Raw genomic sequence first — 17,107 nt, forward strand, 5'->3', positions numbered from 1 at the left:
CGCGCGGTAACCCGAAAGAAAATCACGCATAGTGATCCGTTGACCGATGTGCAGGCTGACATTCGGGCGGGTTCCGGATAGCGTTCGAGCATGGCACCCGTTCGGGTCCGTGGTTGCGCAGGGTCGGGAGTCCCGGCTCTGCTAGCCGATGCCAGCCGCAGGCTAAACGGTCCACGTAAGACGACTCTTTGTCGATCGATCACGGTGCGGCTTAGAGGTAAGTCCTGCCTCCCCGAAGGGTCAGATACCCCTCGTCAGGAGAGAAGGGTAGTAGTGGCTCAGAGCCGCGAGCCCCTCAGCAGGCGAATGTGGGGTCGAAGACCAGGTCGGCCGGGCGGGTGCCACCCCAGTTCCCGGAACGAGCGACGGGCGTCCCTGCGGCGTCCTCGCGAGGTGAACGAGGAGGAGCCATCCGCTGTTGCCCGCTGAGCGACGCCACGACCCCGTCGTGGTGTCCCGGAGCCCGGCTTCCGGCCGGGCACTCAACCACAGTCGAGAGGCGAAGGGGGGCTGTTGCATGGACATCATCGTCAAGGGACGGCACACCGGTGTGAGTGACCGTTTCCGCGACCAAGTGACGACCAAGCTGGCCAGGATCGAGCGTCTGGACAACAAACTCATCCGAGTGGACGTGGAGGTGTCCAAAGAGCGCAACCCGCGGATCAGCGATCAGCGCGAGCGTGTGGAACTCACCATCCACTCACGTGGCCCCGCGATCCGCGCGGAGGCGTCGGCCGACGACCGTTTCGCCGCACTGGACCTCGCCCTCGGCAAGCTGGAAGGCCGGCTCCGGCGGATCAGCGATCGGCGCAAGATCCACCATGGCAACCAATCCCCCCCGTCCGTTGCCGAGCTGACCTCCGTGGATCCCTTCGAGGTCCCGCCGGAATCATTCCGCAAGGAGTCGCAGGCGGAGCGGAGGGAACCCGAGCCGGAGCCTGCGGCGAGGAAGTACGACGAGCCTATCGTCCCCATCGAGATGGACGGTGACGGCCCGCTCATCGTCCGCGAGAAGTTCCACGAGGCCGATCCGATGACCATCGATCAGGCGCTACTGGAGATGGAGCTCGTCGGCCACGACTTCTATCTCTTCCGCGACAAGGAGAGCGGCCAGCCGAGCGTGGTCTACCGACGGCGCGGATACGACTACGGCGTCCTGCGGCTCGTCGAGCCGTAGGGGCCGCGCATGAAGATCCTCTCGACCAACCCGAGGACCGCGTAACCCGTGTAATCATGGCGGTTCAGAGGCTCTGGGCCCCCCATGAGGAGGAGACGTGAGCGAGCGAGCCATTCGACGTGGCACCTTGGTCGTGCGGCTGCCTGAGGAGGCCGCGCGAGCGAGTGAGCCGAAGGGCACGGTCACCTTGGGCGTGCGGCCGACGAAGAACGCCGCGCGAGTGAGCGTGGCGAGCGGATCGTCGTACGGCGCCGTGGGCACGCGGCCGATGAAGGAGGTCGTGTGAGCGAGCGTGGCGAGCGGATCATCGGGTACGGCACCTCGGGCGGGCCGCCGGCGAAGGAGGTCGTGTGACCGATTCCGACGAGGCGGGTGCGGCCGGTCAGGACGAGCCGATCCGCGTGCTGATCGTTGACGATCACGCGTTGATCCGCCGCAGCCTGGAGATGGCGCTGGCCGCGGAGGCGGACATCGAGGTGGTCGGTGAGGCGAGCGACGGTCAGGAGGCGGTCGAGCTCGCGGACCGCCTCCTGCCGGACGTCGTGTTGATGGACGTCCGGATGCCGAGGCAGAGCGGCATCGAGGCGACGCGCGGCATCAAGGCATCGGTGCCGAGCACGCGCATCATCATGCTGACGGTGAGCGACGAGGAGGAGGACCTCTTCGAGGCGATCAAGGCGGGTGCCACCGGCTACCTGCTGAAGGACGTGCAGCTCGACGAGGTTCCCGACGCCGTGCGCGGCGTGCACGAGGGGCAGTCCCTGATCAACCCGGCGATGGCCGCGAAGCTCATCAGCGAGTTCGCGAACATGAGCCGCAAGGAGGCCGAGCGGCCCCCGCAGCTTCCGGTTCCCCGGTTGACCGACCGGGAGATGGAGGTGCTCCGTCTCGTCGCGAAGGGCATGAACAACCGGGAGATCGCCAAACAGCTCTTCATCTCTGAGAACACCGTGAAGAACCACGTACGCAACATCCTGGACAAGTTGCAGCTGCACTCCAGGATGGAGGCCGTGGTCTACGCGGTCAGGGAACGGATGCTGGAGATCACCTGAGCCCTCCGGCCCGGCCTCTCAGCCGAGGCCGGCGGGCCGCCGGGCCAGGTCGGCGAGCTCGGGCGGGGTGACCCGTTCGACGCGCACGTCGGTGCAGCCGACCCATTCGGCGGCCGACCACAGGGCCTCCCGCACGGCCTCGACACGTTTGACCTGCCCGGGCCCGGGCTCGATGCTCATCTGGCGGGCGATGAGCGTCGAGCCGTCGCGGGCCGGATCGACCCGTCCGACGAGCCGCCCTCCTGCGAGGACGGGCATCGTGAAGTAGCCGTGCACCCGCTTCTCTTTGGGGACGTATGCCTCAAGCCGGTGGTTGAACCCGAAGATCCGCTCGGTGCGGGACCGGTCCCAGACCAGCGAGTCGAACGGCGACAGCAGCGTGGTGCGATGACGTCCCTTCGGCTCGGTGGCGAGGGCCGCGGGGTCCGCCCACGCGTTGGGCACGCCGTCGCCGGTCTCGCGGCCCCGCCGTACGGCGGGCCAGCCCGCGACGTGCACCGGGGTGAGCCCGGCGGCGCCGCTGGCGAGAGCCTCGTCGAGGAAGGCCGCGTGCTGACCCTTCAGACGGAGGAAGTCGATGAGGTCGGCCCTGTTCGCGACCCCGAGAGCCGCCCCGGCCACGCGGGCCAGCCGTACGACGCACTCCTCGTCGGTCAGGTCGTCGGCGCGGAGGTGGTCGGGGACCGCGCGCTCGGCCAGATCGTAGATCCGGCGCCAGCCGACCCTGCGGGTGCACACGACCTCGCCGATGTCGAGCAGGTACTCCACCGAGATCTTCACGTCGGACCAGTCCCACCAGGGGCCGCCGTTCTTGGCGCCGCCGAGGTCGGTGGTGGTGAGCGGGCCGCTGTCGCGGACCTGGTCGAGGACCTTGTCCACGGTGGGCGGCACCTGGTGCCAGCGGAAGCGGCGGGTGCGGTAGGCCCTGCGCCTGAAGGCGTAGAGCGGCCAGTGCTCGATGGGGACGATGCAGGCGGCGTGGCACCAGTATTCGAAGGCGGCGCCGCCCCAGTAGGCCAGCTCGACCTTGTCCCTGCCGACGGCGCCGAGCCGGGCGTAGGCGATCAGCTCGTGCGAGCGGGCCAGCACCGAGATCGTGTCGAGCTGGACGGCGCCCAGCCTGCCGAGCACGGCCGGGACACCGCCGCGGCGCGCGTCGGACCCGAGGAAACCCTGGGCTCGGAGGATGACGCGCCGAGCCTCGTCGGGGGTCAAAGAGGTCACCATGGAACAGATGCTAGTTCCCGTCACCGACAAAATGACTTCGCCGGTGTCCCACGACCCGGCTCAAGCTCCCCGTGATCTTCGACTCGACCTTCGAAGGGGGAGAACCGGAAGCGCGGTTCGCCCCGGGGTCAGCGACGGATCTGGGGAGGCTCGAACGGGGAGTGGTGCTCGGCGGCGGAGATCACCCGTGGCGAGTCGACGATCACGTCGGAGAAGATGTCGAAGGCCAGCGCGAGGATCCCGCCGATGGCGATGAGCGCCCCGCCCACCCAGAACATGAACCAGTGCGGGCCCACGCACAGGGCGATCCCGCTTATCACGAATCCCAGCAGGATCACGGTGACCGCCAGCCACGAGGAGGCTCGCCCGGCGTGACTCTGCACATCCACCTGCTCGTCTATGGTGTGTGTCATCGATCTCTCCCTCCCGGGCCGGTAGCGGACGCCACGGGGGAAACGCGCCGGTGACATGGATCTTCTGGCGCGGGGCGATACAGTGCGCCATACCCTCTGTGGCCTTGCATACGCGTCGGCGGGAACTTACTGCGTCGCGGCCGCGTTCTTGACGGTGGCTGTGTCTGGTGGTGGAAGCGCCTACGATGGCAACGGGGAACCATGTCTCGTCAGCCCGGCCGGGGTAGACCTGCGAGGAGCTTTACATACAGTGGCTGCCATTCTCGACAAGATTCTTCGCGCAGGCGAAGGCAAGATCCTGCGCAAGCTCAAGCGGATCGCCGATCAGGTCAACTCGATCGAGGGCGATTTCAAGAGCCTTTCCGATGCTGAACTGCGCGCGCTGACCGACGAGTTCAAGCAGCGGCACGCCGATGGCGAGTCGCTCGACGACCTGCTGCCCGAAGCCTTCGCCACGGTGCGCGAGGCCGGCCGCAGGGTTCTCGGTCAACGGCACTTCGACGTCCAGATCATGGGCGGTGCCGCGCTGCACATGGGCAACATCGCCGAGATGCGCACCGGTGAGGGCAAGACCCTGACCTGCACCCTGCCCGCTTATCTCAACGCCCTCGCAGGCACGGGCGTGCACGTCGTCACGGTCAACGACTACCTGGCGAAGCGTGACTCCGACAACATGGGCCGCGTGCACCGCTTCCTCGGTCTCGAGGTCGGGGTGATCCTGGCGAACATGCCGCCGGAGGAGCGCCGCAAGCAGTACAACGCCGACATCACGTACGGCACGAACAACGAGTTCGGCTTCGACTACCTCCGCGACAACATGGCCTGGTCGCTTGAGGAGTGCGTGCAGCGGGGCCACGGCTTCGCCGTCGTCGACGAGGTCGACTCGATTCTCATCGACGAGGCGCGCACGCCGCTGATCATCTCCGGGCCCGGTGAGCAGTCCGGCAAGTGGTACCAGGAGTTCGCCAAGATCGCCCCGAGGCTGCGCCGCGGCACCGAGGGCAAGGACGGCCAGGAGCAGTCCGGCGACTACGTCGTCGACGAGAAGAAGCGCACGCTGGGCATCTTCGAGCCGGGCGTCGAGAAGGTCGAGGACTGGCTCGGCATCGACAACCTCTACAAGCCCGAGCACACCCACCTGGTCGGCTTCCTCAACAACGCGCTGAAGGCCAAGGAGCTCTACAAGAAGGACAAGGACTACATCGTCGTCGACGGCGAGGTCCTGATCGTCGACGAGTTCACCGGTCGCGTGCTCCACGGTCGCCGTTACAACGAGGGCATGCACCAGGCCATCGAGGCCAAAGAAGGCGTGAAGATCAAGGACGAGAACCAGACTCTCGCCACCGTCACGCTGCAGAACTACTTCCGCCTCTACGCGCGCCTGTCCGGCATGACCGGCACCGCCGCGACCGAGGCCAACGAGTTCCACCAGACCTACAAGCTCGGCGTCGTCCCGATCCCGACCAACAAGCCGATGGTCCGCAAGGACCAGGCCGACGTGGTCTACAAGACCGAGGACGCCAAGTTCGACGCCGTCGTCGAGGACATCAAGGAGCGCCACGACAAGGGGCAGCCGATCCTGGTCGGCACCACCTCCGTCGCCAAGTCCGAGCGGCTGTCGAAGGCGCTGGGCCGCCGTGGCGTGACCCACGAGGTGCTCAACGCGAAGAACCACGCGCGTGAGGCCACGATCATCGCCGAGGCGGGCCGTAAGCACGCGGTCACCGTCGCCACCAACATGGCCGGCCGAGGCACCGACATCATGCTCGGCGGCAACCCCGAGTTCCGCGCCGACCTGGAGCTCCGCCAGCGCGGGCTCGACCCGGTCGAGACCGCGGAGGAGTACGACAAGGCGTGGCCCGAGGCGCTGGAGAAGTCCACGAAGGCCGTCCAGGCGGAGCACGACGAGGTCACCGACCTGGGCGGGCTCTACGTGCTGGGCACCGAGCGGCACGAGTCGCGGCGCATCGACAACCAGCTCCGCGGCCGGTCCGGCCGTCAGGGCGACCCGGGCGAGTCGCGGTTCTACCTGTCGCTGGGCGACGACCTCATGCGGCTGTTCAACTCCGCCAGGGTCGAGATGATCATGACGCGGCTGAACATCCCCGACGACGTGCCCATCGAGTCGGGGATCGTCTCCAAGGCCATCGCCTCCGCGCAGAACCAGGTCGAGCAGCAGAACTTCGAGACGCGTAAGAACGTCCTGAAGTACGACGAGGTCATGAACCGGCAGCGCAAGGTGATCTACGCCGAGCGCCACCGGGTGCTTGAGGGCGTCGATCTCCGCGACCAGATCCGCGGCTTCGTCGGCGACGTCATCGACGAGTACGTCGCCGGCGCCACCGCCGAGGGCTTCGCCGAAGAGTGGGACCTCGACAAGCTGTGGAAGGCGCTCGGGGCGCTCTACCCGATCTCCATGACGGCGGACGAGCTGATCGAGGAGAACGGCGGCACCCGCGAGGACCTCACCGCCGACTTCATGAACAAGCGGATCAAGGAAGACGCCCTCGCCGCCTACGACAGGCGCGAGGAGGAGCTCGGCGAGGAGGCCATGCGCGAGTTGGAGCGCCGGGTCGTCCTGTCCGTCCTCGACCGCAAGTGGCGTGAGCACCTCTACGAGATGGACTATCTCCAGGAGGGCATCGGCCTGCGCCAGATGGCCCAGCGCGACCCGCTGATCGAGTACCAGCGCGAGGGCTTCGACATGTTCGCCGCGATGCTCGACGGCATCAAGGAGGAGTCGGTCGGATTCCTCTACAACCTTGAGGTCGAGGTCCAGACCAACCCGATCGTCGAGGAGTCCGACGCGGTCGAGGACGCGTCGATCGCCGAGACCCGTTCGATCATCGCCCGTGGCCTCCGCGGCCCCGACCGCCCCACCCAGCTGGAGTACACCGCTCCGGGTGAGAGCGGCGAGGTCGAGCACACCCGGGTCAGCACCGCCGAGGAGCGGGCCGCGTACGGCGATGTCTCGCGGAACGCGCCCTGCCCCTGCGGCTCGGGCAAGAAGTTCAAGCGCTGCCACGGCGACCCCAAGAACGTCGACGCCTGACAGCCGTTTCTCCGCCCGGACGCCCACCCTCGTGGTGGGCGTCCGGTTTTGTTTCGCCCGGACGCCCACCCCCGTGGTGGGCATCCGGTTTCGTCGCCGCTGTGTCGTTCGTCGGCTGTCCGCCCCCGTGGTGGGCATCCGGTTTCGACCCGTTCGGGTCGAATGTCGGCCCAGGGTCGGCTCTTGCAGTGGGCGTCCGGTTCTCGGGTGGGTCGTCCGTCGGCCGGACGCAAGTCTTCGTGGCCGGTGGCCGGTTCGTGGCTAGGGGGTGGTCTCGAAGTCGGTGCACAGCCACTGGACCCCCTGACGCTCCAGGCGCATGGCCAGCACCCTCGGGCGTCGGCCACAGTGCACGAGCAGGCACATCTCGATCACGCCGTCGGCGGGCCTGGAGACGTGCGGGACCGAGGCGAACGGCGGCCGGTCGGCATCGATGATCTTCCCCGCGCGGAGCAGCCCGGCGTACGCGCGTTCGGTGGTGTGGGCGGCGACGGTACGGGCCAGGCGGCGCCCGGCCAGGATCTCCGCGAACGCCTGCCCGAGCGCCCGCAGCCGCCGCTCGTCCGGCGCCGGGCCCATACTCCGCACCCACGAATCCGCCGCCGGCCCGATCTCGTCGTAGGCGAGCGCGAGAGACCCCTGGATGTACGGCGGGGCGGGCGGCTGGTCAGCGGGGGCGCGCTCGTCGTCGTAGGGCGGGTCGACGGCGGGCGCGGGCGCGAAACGGGGCAGGGACACGGGCCGGAGATGACGCGACATGGCGACTCCGCTTATCTGAGGGGGAGATTCCTGACATGACAAGGAGTTTCCGGCCTGTCCCCTGGATACCCCGGCCGCCAGCTTCCCGGCTTGCGCGGCTGATTTGTCGTCTTGCGCGGAGAAGATGGCCACCGGTTGGATCGGTTGGGGACCAGCTTCGCTCGTGATCCGACAGGCCCTCCCGGTGTTAACGGTCTCCCTCAACGGCCGTGGCCGCCTCCTCGGGTTCGCGGCCCGGGGTGGGGATGTTCAGTCTCCTGATCAGGAAGCTGAAGATCACGTAATAGAGGACGAAGTAGATGAGTCCCGTCACCAGGATCAGGCCCAGGTTCCTGGTGTTGCCCTTGGTGGCGTTGAGAAGCATGTCCACGGCCCCGGCGGAGAAGTTGAACCCCAGCCGGGCGTCGAGGGCGGACATCAGGGCCATCGAGACGCCCATCAGGAGGGCGTGCACGGCGAACAGGACGGGCGCGACGAAGACGAAGGCGAACTCGATCGGCTCGGTGATGCCGGTCACGAACGAGGTCAGCCCGGCGCCGATCATGATTCCGCCGACGGTTTTGCGGCGGTGCGGCGGCGCGGCCCGCCACATGGCCAGCGCCGCCGCGGGCAGGCCGAACATCATGACGGGGAAGAAGCCGGTCATGAAGACACCCGCGCCCTCCTGACCGGCGAAGTAGCAGTTCAGGTCGCCCGTCGCGACGGTCGTTCCGACGGTGCACTCGGGGATGGTGAACCAGACGATCGTGTTCAGGAAGTGGTGCAGCCCGAGCGGGATCAGCAGCCGGTTGGCGACGCCGTAGATGCCGGAGCCCTCGGTGCCGTGTTCGGCGAGCCAGTCGCCCGCCTTCGTGAGCCAGTCGCCGACGGGCGGCCAGACCAGGCCGAACACCACCCCGAGGACGAGCGCGGCGAGCGCCGTGACGATCGGCACGAACCGCCGGCCACCGAAGAACGCGAGCCAGGTCGGCAGCTTGATCCGGTAGTAGCGTTGCCAGAGCACGGCGGCGATGAGCCCGATCAGGATTCCGCCGAGGACCCCGGTCGGGTTCAGCGCCCCCAGATCGACCTGCGGTTCCGGTGTGCCGTCCGGAGTCACGACGGTGACCATGACCTTCTCGTGCACCGCGCTCCCGGCCGGGGCGGCGAAGAACATGACCTTGGACACCCGGTCGAAGACCAGGTAGCCGACCAGCGCGGCCAGCGCGGTGGACCCGTCGGCCTTACGGGCGAAGCCGATGGCCACCCCGACCGCGAACAGGATCGGCAGGTTGTCGAAGAGCGCGCCGCCCGCGGCGGCGAAGATGGCCGCGACCCGGTCGAGCAGCGCGTTGTCGGTACGGCCCAGCAGGTCGTCCTGGCCGAACCGCAGGAGCAGCCCGGCGGCGGGCAGTACGGCGATCGGCAGCATCAGCGAGCGGCCGATCCGCTGCAGCACGGCGAACACCGCTGACCGCACAGTCGTGGCCATCGCCGCCCCCCACGTTCGCGGTGCTCGGAGGGGGATGGGGGATACCTACCACGCACCCCGAGGGATCAAGCGCCGGCGGCCGGTCAGGTGGTGGTCGTCGGACGTCTCCCGAGTGCTTCGGGGCCGGACGTCGAGAGGTGGCCGCCGTGTGGCCCGGCGGGATCGGGCGCCGGTGGTGGTCTCCCGAGCGCTTAGGGAGCAGAGGCCGGGGGGTGACTGCCGTGTGGCCCGGCGGGATCGGGCGCCGGTGGTGGTCGGCGGATGTCTCCCGAGTGCTTCAGGAGTAGAGGCCGAGGGTGAAGGCGGGTGGCGGTCAGGTGGTGGTGGTGGTGTGGGGGGACTTGGCCGCCGCGGTCTCGCCCGAGTCGATGTCGGATTCGGGTTCGCGGCCCGGCGTCATGATGTCGAGACGTCTGATGAGGAAGCTGAAGATCACGTAGTAGACGATCGCGTAGATCACGCCCAGCCCCATGATCAGCCAGAAGTTGCTGGTGTTGGACTTGCCCGAGTTGAGTGCCGCGTCGATGAGACCGGCCGAGAACCCGAAGCCCAGCCAGCCGTCGAAGGCGGCGGTGACCGCGAGGGAGATGCCGGTGAGGATCGCGTGCACCACGAAGAGCACGGGCGCGACGAAGATGAAGGCGAACTCGATCGGCTCGGTGATGCCGGTGACGAAGGAGATCAGCGCGGCGGAGAGCATGATGCCGCCCACGGCGCGGCGGCGGTGGGCCGGGGCCGCCTGCCAGATGGCGACGGCGGCGGCGGGCAGGCCGAACATCATGACGGGGAAGAAGCCGGCCATGAACTCGCCGGAGCCGGGCTGCCCGGCGAAGTAGCAGTTGAGGTCGCCCGCGGCGGTGACGCCGTTGATCGAGCACTCGGGGACGGTGAACCACACGATCGAGTTGACGAAGTGGTGCAGCCCCAGCGGGATGAGCAGGCGGTTGACCAGGCCGTAGATGCCCGCGCCGACCGTGGAGTGGGTGGCGAGCCAGTCGCCGAAGTCGCCGAGCGCGTCGCCGATGGGCGGCCAGATGAGGCCGAAGACGACGCCGAGCACGAGCGCCGCGAGCGCGGTGATCATCGGGACGAACCGCCGGCCGCCGAAGAAGGCCAGCCAGGCGGGCAGCTTGATGCGGTGGTAGCGCTGCCAGAGCACGGCCGTGACCAGCCCGATGAGGATGCCCCCGAGCACCCTGGTGGGATTGGCCGAGGCAAGGTTCAGCGTCTCCATCGCCCGTCCGTCGGCGCCGAGCACCTGTTGCGACACCTCGTCCCTGATGTCGGACTCGAAGAACATCAGGTGGGTGACCCGGTCCCAGACCAGATAGCCGACGACGGCGGCGAGCGCGGTGGACCCGTCGGCCTTGCGCGCGAACCCGATGGCCACCCCGACCGCGAAGAGCAGGGGAAGGGCGTCGAACAGCGCGCTGCCCGCGCCCCCGATGACGGCCGCGACCCGGTCGAGGGCGACGTGGTCGGTACGGCCGAGCAGGTCGTCCTGGCCCAGCCGGAACAGCAGCGCGGCGGCGGGCAGTGCCGCGATGGGCAGCATGAGGGAGCGGCCGATGCGGGAGAGCACGGCGATGAAGGCCGATTGGGGCGAAGGAGTCGCGGGGAGGCCCGCGTCCGCTGAGGTGGAACTCATCGGGCATTCCTCCAGGGGGTGGGGGTGGGAGGAGTCAGCTGCGACGTTGAGGTATCTCCAGGACTGTGCGGAGTTGGTACCGGTCGGCGCGGTAGGTCGAGACCCCGAGTTCGGCGCACACGCCCCCGGCGAAGGAGCGTCGCTGGAGCAGTAGTACGGCTCCGCCGCGGGGAAGTTTGAGCAGGTCGGCGTCGCCCGGATCGGCGAGGCCGCCGTCGATGGTGAGTTCTCCCGCGTCCAGGACCAGGCCGTAGCGGGTTTCGAGCAGGCCGTACAGGGAGCGGTCGTCGAGGTTCTGGGCGGAGAGGTCCGGTGCGAGGGCGACCGGGATGTGGGCGCGCTCGATGCACAGCGGCTCGCCGTCGGCGTACCGCAGCCGCTCGATGAAGTGGACCTCGTCGCCCGGCTGGATGCCCAGCTCGCGGGCGAGGTGGGCGCTGGCGCGGACGATCCTGCGGTCCAGGTCGCGGGAGCCCGGAACCAGGCCGCGCACGCGCATGTCGTCGCTGAAGGAGGTGAGCCGGATGGCCATCTCGATCTTGGGGCGGGCGACGAAGGTGCCCTTGCCCGCGACCCGGTGCAGCCGTCCCTCGGACACCAGGTGGTCCACGGCCTGCCGTACGGTCATGCGGGAGAGGGCGAAGCGCTGGCACAGCTCGCGTTCGGACGGGATGGCCGCGCCGATGGGGAGCTCGTCGCTCTCGATCAGATCGAGCAGGATCTCGCGGAGCTGGAAATACTTGGGTACCGGGCTGTCCGGATCGATCTGTGCCACGGGTCCTCCCCCCTCGATCTCAGATGTGTGATGAGTTATGGTTCGTACTGGTCTAGTCCGGACTAGACCACACGTCGGAAAAGGGTGTCAACGTGTGGGCCGGCGACGGATCGATAACGGCCAGATCCCGCCCCCGAACCAAAGGATGAGCGCTACATGACGACGAAGATGCGCAGCGAGATCGCCGAGCAGCCGGCCGCGCTGCGGGCCACGCTGGACGCCCTCCTCCCGCGCATCGGGGAGGTCGCGCACCTCGCCGGAAAGACTCGTCAGCTGCTGTTCATCGCGCGCGGCACCTCCGACAACGCCGCCGTCTACGGTCGTTACCTTACCGAGGCGCACGCCGGGCGGCTGGCGACGATGGCCGCGCCGTCGATCGCCACGACCTACCGCCGCCGGATCGACCTCGACGGCGTGCTGGCCGTGGCGCTCTCCCAGTCGGGCCGTACCGAGGAGATCGTGGAGACCCTCGCCTGGGCCAAGGACTGCGGTGCGAAGACCGTCGCGATCACCAACGGCGGGCCGGGGAGCCCACTCGCGCAGGGCGCCGACCTCGCGCTGTGCACCGAGGCGGGCGAGGAGAAGGCGGTGCCCGCCACCAAGACGTACACGACCCAGCTCGCCGCCCTGGCGGTGCTCGGCCTGGGTCTGGGCGCCGAGGTGGACCCCGGTGACCTGAGCCGGGTGCCCGACGCGGTGGAGAAGCTGATCAGTGAGCCGGGCGATCTCGACGCGATCGTCGAAGGGCTGGCCGACAAGCCGGGTGTGGTGGTCTCCGGCCGCGGGATGGCCTTCTCGACGGCGCTTGAGCTCGCGCTCAAGCTCAAGGAGGCGTGCTACCTGCACGCCATGGGCCTGTCGTACGCCGACCTGCTGCACGGCCCGATCGCGGTGGTCGACGAGGACACGCCCGCGCTGCTGGTCGCCGCGGGCGACGGCCCGACGCTGTCCGGCACCATCGCGCTCGCCCAGCGGGTCACCAGCGCGGGCGCGGCGGCCTACGGGGTGGGCGGCGGGACCGGGCTCGCGGCGGTGTCCACGGCGTCGCTCAACGGACCCGACCTGCCGGAGTGGGTCGCGCCGCTCGGCCTGATCGTGCCCGGCCAGTTGCTCACCGAGGCGCTCGCGCGCAGGCTGGGCATCGACCCCGACGCTCCGCGTGGCCTGAACAAGGTCACGCAGACCGACTAGCGTGGTCACTGACCGGTTATGACAGGAGGGTGACATGGCGGCAGACGCTGGCGCGATCATCGCCGGGCTCGGTGGCGTGGACAACATCATCGAGATCGAGCCGTGCATCACGCGGCTGCGCACCGAGGTGCACGACGCCTCCAAGGTCGACGCCGCCGCGCTCAGGGCGGCGGGGGCCCACGGGGTCATGGCCGCGGGGAACATCGTCCAGGTCGTCGTGGGGCCGGAGGCCGACACGATCGCCAGCGACATCGAGGACATCATCGGCTGAGCACGAGGGGGTGTCATGACGACCGTTCTCGCCCCGATGGGGGGCACCGCCGTACGGCTGGCGGAGGTGCCCGACCCGGTCTTCTCGGCCGGCATGGTTGGGCCGGGGCTCGCCATCGACCCGGTGCGCGAGCCCGTCGTCGCGGTGGCCCCCATCGACGGAATAATCATGAAACTGCACCCGCACGCCTTCGTGATCGTGGGCGACGACGGCCGGGGCGTCCTGGTCCATCTCGGCATCGACACCGTCCAGCTCAGAGGGGCCGGCTTCGAACTGCTGACGACCGAGGGCGCCCGGATCCGCGCGGGACAGCCCGTCGTGTCCTGGAACCCCGTGTCGATCGAGGCGTCGGGCCGTTCGCCGGTCTGCCCGGTGGTGGCGCTCGACGGCGACGCGGACTACGTCACCGGCCTCGCCCATGGCAGGATCGATGCTGGAGACGACCTGTTCGAATGGGCTTGACGAAAGTGGCGACGGCCGATGTCGTGGTCGATGGCCCGACCATGATCGATGGCGGCCCGAGATGCTGTAGGCACCGACCCGGGCGGTCTGGACCGCCCGGACTCTTCGAGGAGGAACCCGTGGCAGAGCGCAAGGTCACCGTGCAGTCCGAGGTCGGTCTGCACGCCCGTCCCGCTGCGACGTTCGTGCAGACCGCCGCGAAGGCGACGGTGAACGTGACCGTGGCCAGGATGTCCGGCGAGCCGGTCAGCGCCAAGAGCATCCTCTCTGTCCTGGCTCTCGACGTCCGCCAGGGGGAGACCATCGTGATCAGCGCGGACGGCGAGGGCGCCGATGAGCTCCTCGACGCCCTGGCCGCCATCGCGTCGGCGCCCTGACGTGGACAGGATGGCCGGCGTCGGGGTCAGCCCCGGGGTCGGGGCCGGTCCGGCGCACCTGCTGGTCGGCGAGATCCCCGAACCGCCCGCGGACGCCAGGCACGACGGCGACGCGGCGGCGGAGACGGCGCGCGCGGTCGTGGCGCTGGAGCGGGTCGCCGCCGATCTGGAGGCGCGCGGCGTCCAGGCGGGTGGCACCGCGGAGGACGTCCTGGAGGCCCAGGCGATGATGGCCCGCGATCCGGAGCTGGTCGAGGGGGTCTCGGCGCTGGTCGGCGGGGGGATGGCGGCGTCCCGCGCGGTCTATCAGGCTTTCCAGAAATATCGTGACATGCTGGCGTCGGCCGGCGGGTACCTCGCGGAACGGGTCGCCGACCTCGACGACATCAGGGACCGCGTCGTCGCCCTGTTGACCGGGGTCCCGATGCCCGGCGTCCCCGTCGACGCCGCCGTGCCGTACGTCCTGATCGCGCGTGATCTGGCGCCCGCCGACACCGCGGTGCTCTCCCGTGACCTCGTGGCCGCGTTCGTGACCGAGGAGGGCGGGCCCACCAGTCACACGGCCATCCTCGCCCGCGCGATGGGGGTCCCCGCGGTGGTCGCCTGCGCCGGCGCGACCGCGATCACATCGGGCACGCCGGTGCTGGTCGACGGGACCTCCGGCATCGTACGGCTGATGCCCTCCGACGAGGAGGTCGCCGAGGCGCGGGACGCGGCGGCGGCGAGGCAGGCGGCGCTGTCGGCGGTCACCGGGCCGGGCCGGACGTCCGACGGGCACCCGGTGCCGCTGCTCGCCAACGTCGGAGGGCCGGGCGATCTGCCCGCCGCGCTGGCGAACGGGGCGGAGGGCGTCGGGCTCTACCGCACCGAGTTCCTCTTCCTCGACCGGGCCGCGCCGCCCTCCGCGGCGGAACAGGTGGAGGCGTACCGCGCCGTCCTGGCCGCCTTCCCCGGCGGGCGGGTCGTGGTGCGCACACTCGACGCGGGGGCCGACAAGCCGCTGGCGTTCCTGCCGCCGCCCGGTCACGAGCCGAACCCGGCGCTCGGCGAGCGGGGGCTCCGGATGTTCCGGGTCCACCAGGAGGTGATGGCGGCCCAGCTCGGCGCGCTGGCCGTCGCCGCGGCGGGCACCGAGGCGAAGCTCCAGGTGATGGCGCCCATGGTGGCCACCAGGGCGGAGGCCGAGTGGTTCGTGCGCGCCTGTCGTTCGGCGGGCCTGCCGGAGGCCGGCATCATGATCGAGATCCCGGCCGCCGCGCTGCGCGCCGCCGATCTCGCGGGCGCGGTCGACTTCTTCTCGATCGGCACCAACGACCTCGCGCAGTACACTTTCGCCGCCGACCGCCAGCTCAGCGGGCTCACCGAACTCCAGGACCCGTGGCAGCCCGCGCTGCTCGACCTGATCCACGGCGCCGCCGTCGCCGCGAGCGCCCAGGGCAAGGGGTGCGGCGTGTGCGGGGAGGCGGCGGCCGACCCGGTCCTCGCCTGCGTGCTGGTCGGCCTGGGCGTCACCTCGCTGTCCATGGCGTCGCCCGCGCTGCCCGCCGTACGGGCCGCGCTGGCCAGGCATTCTCTGGACCAGTGCGTCCTGGCGGCGGTGGACGCGCGGGGCGCGCCGTCGGCGGAGATCGCGCGCGCGGCCGCCCGTGCGCACCTGCCCGGGCTGGCCGACCTGGCCCTGTGAGGTCACGTGCACCTATAGCGTGGAGGTCATGGGTAGGAGCATAGGTACGGCAGGCGTTCTGGTGACCATGAGCATGATCGCCGGGTGTGGCGGGACGGGGCAGGCCGCGGGAGGCCCGCCGGAGGTCTCCCGGAGCACGGTGGCCCCCGCCGCCACGCCTGCCCCCACACCTGCTCGCACCCCTGCCGGGCGCTCGAAGGTCGACGCCGTGCTGGCCCGGATGAGCGTCTCCGACAAGGTGGGCCAGCTCTTCATGCCGGTGCTCTACGGGCCGTCCGCCGACACCGTCTCGGGCGAGAACCAGGCGAGGTACGGCGTGGGCAGCCCGGCCAAGGCGGTGCGGAAGTGGCGTCCGGGCGGCGTGATCCTCTTCCCGTGGTCCGACAACGTCAAGAGCGTGGAACAGCTCGTCGGGCTGACCAACGGCCTGCAGAAGTCGTCGCCCGAGGTGCCGCTGCTGATCGCCGCCGACCAGGAGAACGGCCCGGTCTCCCGGCTGGCCCCGCTGGTGACCAAGCTCCCGGCGGCCTCGGTCATCGGCTCCACCCGCGATCCCCGGCTGGCGCGCAAGGCGGCCGAGGTGACCGGCACGGAGATGCGCGCGCTGGGCATCAACCTCGACTTCGCGCCCGTCGCCGACGTCAACATCAACCCGCGCAACCCGGTGATCGGCCCTCGGGCCTACGGCTCCGATCCGAAGAAGGTCTCGCCCATGGTGGCGGCGGCCGTGCGCGGCTTCCACGACGCCGGGATCGCCTCGACGGCCAAGCACTTCCCCGGGCACGGCGACACCACGGTCGACAGCCACAGCGGGCTCCCGGTGATCAAGCACACCCGCTCGCAATGGGCCAAACTGGACGCGCCGCCGTTCAAGGCCGCGATCGACAGCCGCGTCGACGCGGTGATGAGCGCGCACGTCGTGATGCCCGCGCTCGACTCCTCGGGCGATCCGGCGACCCTGTCGAAGAAGATCCTCACCGGGCTGCTCAGGAAGCAACTCGGCTTCGACGGCGTGGTGTCCACCGACGCGCTGGACATGAAGGGCGTGCGGGAGAAGTACAGCGACGGCGAGGTCGCGGTGCGGGCCGTGCTCGCGGGCGCCGACCTGCTGCTGATGTCCCCCGACATGGCCGAGGCGCACGCCGCGGTGCTCGCCGCGGTCAAGTCGGGCCGGATCTCCACCGCCCGCCTCGACCAGTCGGTGCGCCGCCTGCTCACCCTCAAGGCCGCTCGCGGCCTGCTCAGCAAGGCCCCGGTCGCCGACGCCGCCGAGGCCGGCCGGATCATCGGCTCGCCCGCACACCGCAAGGTCGCGAAACTCATCAACTCCCGCGCCCGCTGACCCGGACCGGCGCCGGTCGGTCCGTCGGGATCACGGCCGCCGATGGGCCGGGTGCCGCATGCCGTCCGGGCCGGGCAGGTGCCGGCTGTGGTCGGGCTGAACGGCGTTGACGGTGTGTCCGGGCCCGCGCTGGTGGTCGGTCCGTCGGGCTGAACGGTGTTGACGGCGCGCCCGGGGTGGTGCCGGTCGGTCCGCCGGGTGGGTTT

The 17,107-nt window shown here is 69.9% G+C and carries 16 protein-coding genes; 10 read left to right on the plus strand and 6 right to left on the minus strand.

Going from position 1 to position 17,107, the window contains the following annotated elements:
* Nucleotides 1-517: 517 nt before the first annotated feature.
* The 3 genes from hpf to MBA17_RS34950 all read left to right on the plus strand — a co-directional run bounded on the left by hpf (nt 518) and on the right by MBA17_RS34950 (nt 2,229).
* Nucleotides 518-1,177, plus strand: coding sequence for a ribosome hibernation-promoting factor, HPF/YfiA family (gene hpf / locus MBA17_RS34940; protein ID WP_238501681.1), 660 nt, complete (start codon nt 518-520; stop codon nt 1,175-1,177).
* A 97-nt stretch (nt 1,178-1,274) separates the two neighbouring features.
* Complete coding sequence (locus MBA17_RS34945) at nt 1,275-1,463, plus strand: hypothetical protein (protein ID WP_238501682.1); 189 nt, start codon at nt 1,275-1,277, stop codon at nt 1,461-1,463.
* A gap of 64 nt (nt 1,464-1,527) precedes the next feature.
* Nucleotides 1,528-2,229, plus strand: a complete 702-nt coding sequence (locus MBA17_RS34950) for a response regulator (RefSeq protein ID WP_238501683.1) — start codon at nt 1,528-1,530, stop codon at nt 2,227-2,229.
* A gap of 18 nt (nt 2,230-2,247) precedes the next feature.
* On the opposite strand, the gene MBA17_RS34955 is transcribed toward MBA17_RS34950, so the two are convergent.
* Together MBA17_RS34955 and MBA17_RS34960 are read right to left on the minus strand one after the other, a co-directional pair.
* Nucleotides 2,248-3,456 (minus strand): winged helix-turn-helix domain-containing protein, encoded by a 1,209-nt coding sequence (locus tag MBA17_RS34955; protein WP_238501684.1) that lies wholly within the window; start codon nt 3,454-3,456, stop codon nt 2,248-2,250.
* Nucleotides 3,457-3,584: 128 nt separating this feature from the next.
* Nucleotides 3,585-3,869, minus strand: coding sequence for an HGxxPAAW family protein (locus MBA17_RS34960; RefSeq protein WP_238501685.1), 285 nt, complete (start codon nt 3,867-3,869; stop codon nt 3,585-3,587).
* A gap of 250 nt (nt 3,870-4,119) precedes the next feature.
* Here MBA17_RS34960 and secA point away from each other — a divergent pair, with 250 nt between their 5' ends.
* Nucleotides 4,120-6,921: a preprotein translocase subunit SecA gene (secA, locus tag MBA17_RS34965; RefSeq protein WP_238501686.1), complete on the plus strand. Its 2,802-nt coding sequence runs from the start codon at nt 4,120-4,122 to the stop codon at nt 6,919-6,921.
* 261 nt (nt 6,922-7,182) lie between these two features.
* Here secA and MBA17_RS34970 read toward each other — a convergent pair whose 3' ends face one another.
* From MBA17_RS34970 to MBA17_RS34985, 4 genes are all read right to left on the minus strand, one after another.
* On the minus strand, nt 7,183-7,680 hold the full coding sequence (locus MBA17_RS34970; protein WP_238501687.1) for an Rv3235 family protein: 498 nt from the start codon (nt 7,678-7,680) through the stop codon (nt 7,183-7,185).
* A 187-nt stretch (nt 7,681-7,867) separates the two neighbouring features.
* Nucleotides 7,868-9,151, minus strand: coding sequence for a PTS transporter subunit EIIC (locus MBA17_RS34975; RefSeq protein WP_238501688.1), 1,284 nt, complete (start codon nt 9,149-9,151; stop codon nt 7,868-7,870).
* A 313-nt stretch (nt 9,152-9,464) separates the two neighbouring features.
* Entirely contained in the window at nt 9,465-10,799 is a 1,335-nt protein-coding gene (locus tag MBA17_RS34980) for a PTS transporter subunit EIIC (protein ID WP_238501689.1), read from the minus strand.
* A 34-nt stretch (nt 10,800-10,833) separates the two neighbouring features.
* Nucleotides 10,834-11,574, minus strand: coding sequence for a GntR family transcriptional regulator (locus MBA17_RS34985; RefSeq protein ID WP_238501690.1), 741 nt, complete (start codon nt 11,572-11,574; stop codon nt 10,834-10,836).
* Between the two features lie 156 nt (nt 11,575-11,730).
* Here MBA17_RS34985 and MBA17_RS34990 point away from each other — a divergent pair, with 156 nt between their 5' ends.
* The 6 genes from MBA17_RS34990 to nagZ all read left to right on the plus strand — a co-directional run bounded on the left by MBA17_RS34990 (nt 11,731) and on the right by nagZ (nt 16,901).
* Nucleotides 11,731-12,765 (plus strand): SIS domain-containing protein, encoded by a 1,035-nt coding sequence (locus MBA17_RS34990; protein WP_238501691.1) that lies wholly within the window; start codon nt 11,731-11,733, stop codon nt 12,763-12,765.
* 34 nt (nt 12,766-12,799) lie between these two features.
* Nucleotides 12,800-13,036 carry a PTS sugar transporter subunit IIB gene (locus tag MBA17_RS34995; RefSeq protein WP_238501692.1) on the plus strand — a complete coding sequence of 79 codons (237 nt, stop codon included), beginning with the start codon at nt 12,800-12,802 and terminating at the stop codon, nt 13,034-13,036.
* Nucleotides 13,037-13,051: 15 nt separating this feature from the next.
* A complete protein-coding gene (locus MBA17_RS35000; RefSeq protein WP_238501694.1) occupies nt 13,052-13,498 on the plus strand; it encodes a PTS sugar transporter subunit IIA in 447 nt (148 codons plus the stop codon).
* A gap of 119 nt (nt 13,499-13,617) precedes the next feature.
* Nucleotides 13,618-13,875 (plus strand): HPr family phosphocarrier protein, encoded by a 258-nt coding sequence (locus tag MBA17_RS35005; RefSeq protein ID WP_238501695.1) that lies wholly within the window; start codon nt 13,618-13,620, stop codon nt 13,873-13,875.
* Nucleotides 13,876-13,885: 10 nt separating this feature from the next.
* Nucleotides 13,886-15,559, plus strand: coding sequence for a phosphoenolpyruvate--protein phosphotransferase (gene ptsP / locus MBA17_RS35010; RefSeq protein ID WP_238501696.1), 1,674 nt, complete (start codon nt 13,886-13,888; stop codon nt 15,557-15,559).
* 28 nt (nt 15,560-15,587) lie between these two features.
* Nucleotides 15,588-16,901, plus strand: a complete 1,314-nt coding sequence (nagZ, locus tag MBA17_RS35015) for a beta-N-acetylhexosaminidase (RefSeq protein ID WP_238501697.1) — start codon at nt 15,588-15,590, stop codon at nt 16,899-16,901.
* Nucleotides 16,902-17,107: the final 206 nt, after the last annotated feature.

It is taken from the genome of Dolomitihabitans soli, assembly GCF_022213955.1.
Lineage (GTDB): Bacteria > Actinomycetota > Actinomycetes > Streptosporangiales > Streptosporangiaceae > Streptosporangium_A > Streptosporangium_A soli.

Bases quoted from the DNA above. Each gene is read 5' to 3' on its own strand.
- MBA17_RS34970 (WP_238501687.1), bottom strand. From the start codon at position 7,680: ATGTCGCGTCATCTCCGGCCCGTGTCCCTGCCCCGTTTCGCGCCCGCG.
- hpf (WP_238501681.1), top strand. From the start codon at position 518: ATGGACATCATCGTCAAGGGACGGCACACCGGTGTGAGTGACCGTTTC.
- MBA17_RS34990 (WP_238501691.1), top strand. From the start codon at position 11,731: ATGACGACGAAGATGCGCAGCGAGATCGCCGAGCAGCCGGCCGCGCTG.
- MBA17_RS34975 (WP_238501688.1), bottom strand. From the start codon at position 9,151: ATGGCCACGACTGTGCGGTCAGCGGTGTTCGCCGTGCTGCAGCGGATC.
- MBA17_RS34960 (WP_238501685.1), bottom strand. From the start codon at position 3,869: ATGACACACACCATAGACGAGCAGGTGGATGTGCAGAGTCACGCCGGG.
- nagZ (WP_238501697.1), top strand. From the start codon at position 15,588: ATGGGTAGGAGCATAGGTACGGCAGGCGTTCTGGTGACCATGAGCATG.
- MBA17_RS34955 (WP_238501684.1), bottom strand. From the start codon at position 3,456: ATGGTGACCTCTTTGACCCCCGACGAGGCTCGGCGCGTCATCCTCCGA.
- MBA17_RS34980 (WP_238501689.1), bottom strand. From the start codon at position 10,799: ATGAGTTCCACCTCAGCGGACGCGGGCCTCCCCGCGACTCCTTCGCCC.
- ptsP (WP_238501696.1), top strand. From the start codon at position 13,886: ATGGCCGGCGTCGGGGTCAGCCCCGGGGTCGGGGCCGGTCCGGCGCAC.
- MBA17_RS34995 (WP_238501692.1), top strand. From the start codon at position 12,800: ATGGCGGCAGACGCTGGCGCGATCATCGCCGGGCTCGGTGGCGTGGAC.
- MBA17_RS35000 (WP_238501694.1), top strand. From the start codon at position 13,052: ATGACGACCGTTCTCGCCCCGATGGGGGGCACCGCCGTACGGCTGGCG.